The organism is Actinocorallia sp. B10E7 (assembly GCF_039871655.1).
Taxonomy (GTDB): Bacteria; Actinomycetota; Actinomycetes; order Streptosporangiales; family Streptosporangiaceae; genus Actinocorallia.
This window is the reverse complement of the sequence record NZ_JBDPLZ010000010.1, coordinates 223698-232808: the sequence shown is the minus strand read 5'-3', so window position 1 is coordinate 232808 and position 9111 is coordinate 223698. Positions and strand designations below refer to the sequence as shown.

Annotated in this window: 9 protein-coding genes; all 9 read left to right on the top strand. The window is 70.7% G+C overall.

The window, feature by feature from the left end; genetic code table 11:
- The first annotated feature begins 295 nt into the window (after positions 1–295).
- Genes ABGB12_RS28955 through ABGB12_RS28915 form a run of 9 tightly spaced genes read left to right on the top strand, consistent with a single transcriptional unit; the run spans position 296 to position 9111 of the window.
- Complete coding sequence (locus tag ABGB12_RS28955; protein ID WP_347682648.1) at positions 296–1114, top strand: ABC transporter permease; 819 nt, start codon at positions 296–298, stop codon at positions 1112–1114.
- Positions 1114–1980 (top strand): ABC transporter permease, encoded by an 867-nt coding sequence (locus ABGB12_RS28950; RefSeq protein WP_347682647.1) that lies wholly within the window; start codon positions 1114–1116, stop codon positions 1978–1980. The genes ABGB12_RS28955 and ABGB12_RS28950 overlap by 1 nt, the downstream gene beginning before the upstream one ends.
- Complete coding sequence (locus ABGB12_RS28945; protein WP_347682646.1) at positions 1977–2990, top strand: MlaD family protein; 1014 nt, start codon at positions 1977–1979, stop codon at positions 2988–2990. The genes ABGB12_RS28950 and ABGB12_RS28945 overlap by 4 nt, the downstream gene beginning before the upstream one ends.
- A gap of 1 nt (position 2991) precedes the next feature.
- Entirely contained in the window at positions 2992–4056 is a 1065-nt protein-coding gene (locus ABGB12_RS28940; RefSeq protein ID WP_347682645.1) for an MCE family protein, read from the top strand.
- Complete coding sequence (locus ABGB12_RS28935; RefSeq protein ID WP_347682644.1) at positions 4056–5072, top strand: MlaD family protein; 1017 nt, start codon at positions 4056–4058, stop codon at positions 5070–5072. Before ABGB12_RS28940 ends, ABGB12_RS28935 begins: the two co-directional genes overlap by 1 nt.
- On the top strand, positions 5069–6115 hold the full coding sequence (locus ABGB12_RS28930; protein WP_347682643.1) for an MCE family protein: 1047 nt from the start codon (positions 5069–5071) through the stop codon (positions 6113–6115). The genes ABGB12_RS28935 and ABGB12_RS28930 overlap by 4 nt, the downstream gene beginning before the upstream one ends.
- Positions 6112–7119 carry an MCE family protein gene (locus ABGB12_RS28925; RefSeq protein WP_347682642.1) on the top strand — a complete coding sequence of 336 codons (1008 nt, stop codon included), beginning with the start codon at positions 6112–6114 and terminating at the stop codon, positions 7117–7119. Before ABGB12_RS28930 ends, ABGB12_RS28925 begins: the two co-directional genes overlap by 4 nt.
- Positions 7120–7129: 10 nt before the next feature.
- Positions 7130–8440, top strand: a complete 1311-nt coding sequence (locus ABGB12_RS28920) for an MCE family protein (protein WP_347682641.1) — start codon at positions 7130–7132, stop codon at positions 8438–8440.
- Positions 8437–9111: a hypothetical protein gene (locus ABGB12_RS28915; protein ID WP_347682640.1), complete on the top strand. Its 675-nt coding sequence runs from the start codon at positions 8437–8439 to the stop codon at positions 9109–9111. The genes ABGB12_RS28920 and ABGB12_RS28915 overlap by 4 nt, the downstream gene beginning before the upstream one ends.

The following is a 9111-nucleotide window of genomic DNA, read 5'->3' as shown; positions in this document are numbered from 1 at the left end:
CCTCCAGCAGAAGCCGCTCCGCCGCGTCGAGCAGGACCATACGGTTCTTCGCGTCCAGCGCGCCGATCCGTCGCGGCGATGCCATGCCATGACCTCCAAGGACTCCCCGGCCGCGCCGTCCGGCGCCGTCCGACATCGTAGTGCGACTCCCCCTGTGACCTTGACCACAGGATTCCAGCCATGCTAAGCATGTGCACAGTAATGCTGAGCACATGCCCAGTAATGGTACGCGCATACCGGGTCCTGGAGGAATGCGGGTCCCTTCCCACCCCCCCCTTTGGAGAAGGAGCCGAATATGGCCCCCTCTGCACAGACCCTTTCCCGTCCCCTCGCCGACCGTCTGCCCCTGCGCCGCGCGCACCGCGGTCTGGTGTCCCTCGGCGAGCTGTTCTCCACCGGCCTGGAGGGACTGCGCCGCACCTGGGAGGTGCGGGCGTGGTTCTGGGAGTTCATCGACCAGTTCGCCTTCCTCGCCCGCGTCACCACCCTGCCGGTGATCCTGGTGGCGCTGCCGCTGGGCGCCACGGTCGCCCTCCAGGTCGGCGACCTGGCCGGGCAGTTGGGCGCCCAGTCCGCCACCGGCGGCGCGGTCATCGTCGGCCTGGTCCGCGAGATCGCACCGATGGCCGCGGCGCTCGTCATCGCCGGAGCCGGCGGATCGGCGATGACCTCCGACATGGGCGCCCGCAACATCCGCGACGAACTGGCCGCCATGGAGGTCATGGGCATCAACCCCGTCCACCGGCTCGTCACCCCGCGCATGTGGGCCGCCAGCATGGTGTCCACCATGCTGGCGTCCCTGGTCATCATGTCCGGGGCCGTCGGCGGATTCGTCTTCAACGTCCTGCTGCAGGGGGTGACCCCCGGCGCCTACTTCGACGGAGCGCTCGGCCTGCTGCGCGTGTCGGACCTGGTGGTCACCCTGTTCAAGGCCTGGCTGTTCGGCATGATCTCCGCGCTGGTCGCCTGCCACAAGGGCATGAACTGCGAACTGAGCCCGGCCGGGGTGGGCCGCGCGGTGAACCAGGCGACGGTCGTCGCGTTCATGCTCGTCTTCGCCTTCAACTACATCCTCACCACCATCTACTTCCTCGCGTTCCCGCCGGAGGTCTGATGCTGCTCGTCGACATGCCACGCACCGCGGCGGTCCGGCTCATCCGGGTCTCGGCGACGGCCGCGAACCGTACAGCCGACCTGGCCGAATGGCCGCTGTTCGTCTTCAGAGTCCTCTTCCACTCGATCCGCGACATCGTCTTCCGGCTTAAGTACGCCAAGACCGTCGCCCTCCAGGTCAGCGACATCGTCATCGGCGTCGGCGCCACCGTCGTCGGCGGCGGCATGATCTTCGTGATCTTCATCATGTCGCTGTTCCTGGGAACCGAGGTCGGCCTTCAGGCCTACACCGGCCTGCAGGTCATCGGCGCCGAGTCGTTCATGGGGCTGATCGGGGCGTTCATGAACGTCCGCGAGACCACCCCGATCATCGCCGCGATCGCGCTGGCGGCCCAGTGCGGTTCCTCCTTCACCGCCGAGCTCGGCGCCATGCGCATCAGCGAGGAGATCGACGCCCTCGAAGTGATGGGCATCAACTCGTTCGTCTACCTCGTCTGCACCCGGGTCGTCGCCGCGCTCATCGCCCTGGTGCCGCTCTACCTCATCGCGCTGTTCGCCAGCTTCTTCGCCACCCGATTCATCTCCACGTCCTTCTTCACCCTGGCGCCGGGCGTCTACGACTACTACCTCTACCTGTACCTGCCGCCCCAGGACCTGTTCTACAGCGCGGTCAAGGTCGGGATCTTCGCCTTCGCGGTCATCACCATCCACTGCTACTACGGCTACTACGCCAGCGGAGGACCCGTCGGAGTGGGACGCGCCGCCGGACAGGCGATCCGCCTGTCGATCATCACGATCGTGACGCTCAACCTGCTGCTGTCCTACGTGTTCTGGGGCCAGGGCGGAACAGTGAGGCTCGCCGGATGAACCAGAGCCTCTCCCCCGCCCGGCGCATCGCGCTCGTGCTGGGCACCGCGCTGGCGCTCGCCGTGGCCGGTCACCTCATGATCGCCAAACCGTTCGCCGCCGAGGGGATCCGGCTGACCGCCGACTTCGGCGCCGCGGGGCAGGGGCTCACCAAGTCCTCCCCGGTCAAACTGCGCGGCGTCACGGTCGGCCGGGTCGAGCGGATCGAGATGGCCCCGGACGGCGGCGCCCGCCTGACGCTGCGCCTCGACGAAGGCGTCCGGGTCCCGGACACCGCGACGGCGGCGCTGGAGCCGGAGTCGGTGTTCGGCCCCAAGTTCATCGACCTGGTCCCCGGCGGGCACGAGGCCGCCGGGCCGTTCCTGCGCGACGGCGCCCGCGTCACCCGCACCTCCGACAGCCTCGACCTCGTCTCGCTGCTCGACGGCGCCGACGCCGTCGTGTCCGCCGTCGACCCCGAGGACATGGTGGTGATCATGGACGCCCTCGGCCAGGGGCTGAGCGGCGCGGGCCCCGACCTCGCCGGGATACTCGAAGGCACCGGCACCCTGGTGAAGCTGGCGCACCGCCATCGCCAACGGGCCCGGACCTTCCTGGACGACCTCGCCCGGCTCGCCGAGCTGCGCGGCGTGGGCGACGACCTGAAGACCCTCACCGCCTCGTCCGACGCCCTGCTCACCACCCTCCTTTCAGGGCAGGACCGCGGGCTGCGCACCGCCCAGGGCGTCTGGGAAATGACCTCCCTGCTCGCCCACGGCCTCGGCACGCACGAGAACGACCTGCGGCAGATGTTCCGGTCCGTGGAAAGGGCGGCGACCTTCATGGACCAGCAGCTCTACATCGCCGGCCCCGGAGTCCGCGAGGTCATCGAGCTGCTGCCCGTCTACAAGGCCCTGGGCTGGACCCCGGGCCCGCAAGGCAGGCACATGATCGGGGCCCAGGTCCTCCTGCCGACCGACCCGTGCGAGCTGATACTCGGCGTCTGCCCCCAGACCCCAGGAGGCGGCTGACATGACCGCAGGGCGTTTCCCGAACACCCGGACCCGGCAGCGAGGCTCCTCGGTGATCCAGACGATCGCGTTCCTCCTCCTCACCGGAACGCTCACGTTCTTCATCACCGTCCAGATCGCGCGGCTCGGGTTCGGCGACACCTACCGGCTCACCGCGGTGTTCTCCGACGCCAGCGGGCTCATCGAGGGCGACAAGGTGAAGATCGCCGGAACTCCGGTCGGCCAGGTCGGCCGGATCCGGGTCCGGGACGGCAAGGCCGAGGTCGAATTGAAGGTCGAGTCCGTGCACCGGGTGCCCCGGGACAGCGAGGCCGCGGTCCGATGGCGCGACGCCATCGGCCAGCGGGTCGTGTACCTGGTGCCCGGCACCGACCCGGCCATGCTGCGCGACGGCGACCGGGTGGCCCGCACCCGATCGGTCGTCGACGTCAGCGACCTGATCAACCGGCTCGAACCGCTGGCCCGCGGGCTGGACCCGGATCGGCTCAACGCCATCCTCCTCGCGATCTACACCGCCATGGACGGCACCGAGGACGACGCGTCACGGCTGCTGGCCAACGTCGACCGGCTCTCGTCCACCATCGCCGGACGCAAGCAGACGCTGCACGACATGCTGGCCGACTTCTCCACCGTTACCCGCGTCCTGGCCCGGCGCGACCAGCAGATCGCCAAGGCCGCCGACGACCTGGCCGCCCTGACCGAGGCCTTCGGCGAGAACCGCGTCCTCGTCGACACCGCGATCAACGAGCTGGCCGAGACCCTGCGCACCACCGACAAGGTCGCCGGCGACAACGCCGACGAGCTGAACACGATGCTCGAGAACCTGACCTACGTGATGGACGGCACCCGCCGCAACCTCGGGCCTCTGCAGAAGGTGATGTCCGCCTCCTGGCCGAAGTTCCAGCACCTGTTCGACGTCGTCAACGAAGGACAGTTCCTCGTCGGGGCCGCCCCCTGCCTGACCCTGGCGCCCGGCCCGTGCCCCTACGACATACGGCTCACCGAGGTTCCCCGACGGTCCGACCCGGCCTCATCCCTTCGGAAGACCGTCGTGGGAGGCGACTGATGGCACTCAAATCCTTCCGCGACCGCGACCAGGCGACGGTCGGCATCGCCTCTCTGCTGGCCCTCACGCTGGCGCTCGTCACGGTGTTCCTCACCGGCAGCACGGGCCTGCTCGAGAACCGCTACACCATGACCGGCGTGTTCGCCGGGACGGGCGGCCTGCACTCGGGCAACGAGGTCAGGGTCGCCGGGATCAAGGTCGGCGAGGTGACCGCGGTCGAACCCGACTTCGCCCACGGCACCGTCCTCGTCACCTGGAAGGTCGACCGGGAGGTGAACCTCGGCCGCCAGACCCGGGCGGAGATCAGCACCTCCAACATCCTGGGCGGCCGCTACCTGCGGCTCAGCGGCCCCGTCTCCCGCCCCTACCTGGCGGACCTGCCGGACGGGCGGCGCCGGATCCCCCAGGAGCGCACCCGCCTGCCCGTCACGGCGGGCGACCTGGTCGCCACCGGGACCCGCACGTTCGAGCAGTTGGACACCGAACTGATCGGCGACGTCATCGACCGGCTCGGCGGGATCTCGCCGAAGACCCGCGAACGCCTCACCAGCGCGCTGCACGACCTGGCCCGGCTGGCCGACGCCCTCCAGAAGGCGGACCCGCAACTGCGCGAGCTCATCTCCAGCAGTGACCGCCTCCTGTCCACGGTCCGGGCCAAGGACGCCCAGCTCGCCCGGCTCGCCCGCGGCATCCAGGCGCTGCTGGACCAGCTCCGCGACCGGCAGGCCGAGCTCTCGGTACTGCTGGGCAGCGGCAGCGGCGCGGTCACCCGGCTCTCCCGGCTGATCGACGTGCAGCAGCAGGGCCTGATCGACCTGATGGAGGACATGGGCGGCACCGTCGCGGCCCTCCAGCCGCGGCTCGACGACATGAACACCCTGCTGACCTGGCTCGGCCCGTCCATGGCCGGCTTCGCCTCCGGCAACTCCTACGGTCCTTTCCTCGACACGGCCATCACCCAGCTCGGACCGATGGCGCCCGAGGACCTGGCCAAGCTCACCGGGAGGAAGCGATGAGACCTCCGCGGATCGTCACCGCCGCGCTGCTCGCCACCGGACTCGCCCTGACCGCCGGAGGCTGCTCCGTCCTCGGCGCGCCCGACGGCTACCGGATGACCGTGTACTTCGCCAAGGCCCCGTCGCTTTACGAGAAATCCCTGGTGAAGATCATGGGAGCCGAGGCCGGTGTGATCGAGGACGTCCGGATCGAGGGGAACAAGGTCCGGGTGGACCTGCTCATCGACGAGCACGTGCCCGTCCCCGCCGACGCGCGCGCCACGATCGCCGCGGACAGCACGATCGGCGAGCGGAGCGTCATCCTGTACCCGGCCTGGAAGCCTGGGACGGGACGGGCCGCGCCCGGCGCGGTGGTCCCGGTCGAGCGCACCGACCCGCCGGTCGAGATCGACGAGGCGCTCGACTCCTTCACCACCCTGGCCGAGTCCCTCGACCCCGACAGGCTGCGCGGGCTCGTGCGCACCGGGGCCGAACTCCTGGACGGCCGGGGCGAGGGCATGAACGACGCGTTGGGCGACACCGCGGACCTGGCCGAGAGCCTGGCCGCGCAGGACGAGCAGATCGTGTCCGCGGCGACCGGGCTGCGCGATCTGGTCACCTCGCTGAACCGGCGCGACACCAAGCTGAGGGCGCTCATCGACGCGTTCAGCGCCACCAGCAGGCAGTTGGCGGACGAGCGGACCAGGTTGAAGAACCTGCTCGTCGGCCTCGAGGCCCTGGTCCGCAAGGGACAGGTGATCGTCGTCGCCTACCGCGAGACGCTGCCCCCCACCCTCGCGCAGGCCTCGTCCGTACTCATGACGCTGAAGGCCGACAGCGCGTCCATGGCTCAGGCCATGACCGGCTTGGCCGACACCACCGACGCGATCCTGAACGCCTGGGACAGGAAGAACCACCTCCTGGTCATCCGGGCCCAGCTCAATGCGACCCTGCGGATCTGGCTCCAGCCGATCTTCGACGCCATGGGCTGGGGCCGGGTGCCCTGCCTCGACGAGCCGGTCGGCAACTGCCCCACCACGATCGAACGGAAGGGGCGGCCATGAGGCGCGTCCAGGCGGTGCTGCTCGCCCTCGCCTCGGTGGCCTCGTTCACGACGGGGTGTTCCCTGCAGACCCTCGGCGCCCCCACGGGCGACCTCACCCTGTACGCGGTCTTCGACGACGTGCAGAACCTGGTGCCCGGACACAGCGTCCAGATGTACGACGTGCGGGTCGGCTCGGTCACCGACGTCCGGCTCCGGGGCTACCGCAGCCGGGTGGCCTTCTCGCTGGTGGACGGCACGCGGATCCCGGTCGGGACGAGCGCGACCATCGCCAAGACCAGCCTGCTCGGCGAGAACTACATCCAGCTGACCCCGCCCGCCGGCTCCGTGCCGCGCACCGCGCCCGCCCTGGCCGACGGCGACCGGATCACGCAGACGGCCGTCCAGCCCGATCTGGAGCGGATCACCGAGCGGGTCGGGCCGGTGCTGGCCGCGCTCGGCGGGGAGAACCTGGAGGAGATCGTCTCCGAGCTCTCCACCGGCCTCGGCGGCGCCGGGCCGCGCCTGCGGCAGATCATCCAGCGGGCCGCGGAGATCTCCGACGGTTACGCCGCGGCCGGGCGCGACCTGCGCGAGGTGATCGACGGGATGGGCCGGCTGAGCCGGTCCCTGGCCGACGGGGCCCCCGCCCTGGACCGGCTGCCCGGATCCCTGTCGGAGATGACCGAACGGGTCCGCAAGGACCGGGCCGAGCTGAAGAAGACGCTGACCGGCCTGACCGAGCTCGCCCGGACGGCGAACACCGTGATCAAGGAGCGGCACGGCGCCCGGCTGCGGACCATGCTGCTGAGGCTCGACGCCGTCCTCCGCGCGATGATCCGCGGCAAGGACCAGCTGAAGACCGTCATGCGGGACCTGCTCGACAAGCTCATGCTGGCTCCGCGCATCTCCCACGAGGGGCAGATCCTCGCCGTGGCCTGGCTGGGCGGATTCCTGCCCGAGCAGAAATCCTCCCGTCGGCGCGACCTCGGCTCGCAGCTCGAACGGCTGCTGGCACCGAGGTGAGGGGAACGCGATGAGACCACGCATCCTGCTGAACCTGTCCGTCTTCGCCGCCGTCGCCACCGTCATGTTCGTCTGGGCGGCGCTGACCCTGCTGCCGATCCGGTTCGGCGAGGAGTTCATCCGGATCGAGGCCCGGTTCGCCTCTTCCCCCGGCCTGCGCTCCGGCCTGGAGGTCGACTACCTGGGCGTGCCGATCGGGAGCGTCGAGAAGGTCCGGCTGCGTCCCGGCCGGGTCGAGGTCACCCTGCTCGTGGACCCGGACCTGAGCCCGCCGGGCACCGTGACCGCCCGGGTCCTGCGCAAGTCCGCGGTCGGAGAGCCCTATGTGGAGCTGGAGCCTCCAGACTCGGGCGCCACCGCGCCGCCGCTCGAGGACGGTGACGTCATCCCGCTCTCACGCACTGACGACACGGTGGAGTACCAGCGGCTGTTCGAGAACGCCGGGCGGATGTTGCGCGCGGTCGACCCCGAGGATCTGAAGACCCTGACGCACGAACTGGCGACCGGGCTCGACGGCCGAGGCCGGCAGGTGCACGACACCCTCGCCGACCTCGACCACCTCACCCGGACCGTCGCCGACGAGGCGGGTGTGCTCGACGCCCTCGCGGTCCAGCTGACCACCCTGGCGGGCACCCTCGCCGACAAGGGACCGCGGCTCGCCTCCGGGATGAACGACCTCGCGGCCTTCACCGCCGCGCTGAGCGATTCCGACAACGAGATCGACAGCGTGCTCGACAACGCGCCGAACCTCACGGAACAGGTGAACGCGCTGCTCGAGGAGTCACGGCCCGGCATGCGGTGCGTGCTCACCGCGGCGGGCACTCCCGGAACGCCCGTGTTCACCCCGGAGAACTCCAAGGCCCTTCAGCACGCCCTGAAGCAGCTCCGTTACGGGTTCCCCGCGATGGTCGACGACGTCCTGGTGCCTGGTCCCGAAGGCGGCTCCTACGTCCGGGCCACCGCCGTCATCACCCTCGCGGGTCCGATACCGAACTCGCAGGAGTACCCCGAGCCCCTGGCCGCTCCCGAAAAGCCGCCGCTCTACCACTGCCGCGACGCCCCCGTCCGGGACCGCTCCGTCAATGACGCCGACCGCCCGGCCCGGGAGCCCGACGAGGCGGCGCGCCCCGCGGGAACCGACCCCGAACAGGTCTTCCGGACCGTCGCCCCCCGGCCCGCCGCCGGACCCCGGGCGAAGGGGCCGACGGACCGGTGGCTGCCGCGGCTGCCGATCGCGGCCGCCGCTCTGGTCCTGCTCGGCACCGCCGTCCACACCGTACGCCGGATGCGTTCCCTGTCCGACCCGAGGAGGAGACCGTGACCACCAGGACCAGCGAAGAGCTCTCAACCGAGAAGATCCCCGAGGACACCGTGGCCGAGGACACCGCGAAGGAGACGGAGCGGAGGCGGTGGCCGTCCGCCGGAGTGTCGCGGAGGCTGGTCATGGCCGCGCTGGCGCTGGTCTTCCTCACCGCCGTGGCGACGGCCGGCATCCAGTGGCGGGAGGCCGGCCGGCTGGCCGACCGGGACCGCACCGAACAGCAGGTGCGCACCCGGTCCGCGGAGTTCGCGCGGGCTCTGCTGGCCTACCGGCACACCGAGCTGCCCGCCGCGCGGGCGCGCATCCACGACCTGACGTCCGCCGACTTCGGCCGTACCTATGAGACGGCCTTCGACGGGCTGGCCGAGGTCATCGCCAAGTACCGGGCGGACGCCACCGCCACCGTGCGCGAGAGCTACGTCGACGACTTCGACGGCGAGCGCGCCAAGACCCTCGTCGTCCTGGACAGCGAGGTGAAGAGCACCCTCGGCACCCGCCGCGTCCTGGGCACCAAGCTGATGCTGGAGCTGGTCCGGGAGAAGGGCTCCTGGCGCGTCGACTCCATGGTGACGCTCCCCGCCGACGACGAGACCCTCACCAAGCCCGACGGCACCGTCGAGAAGACCGGGGACGCCGACGCCGCGGAGCCCACCGGGCAGCCGACCCCCTGA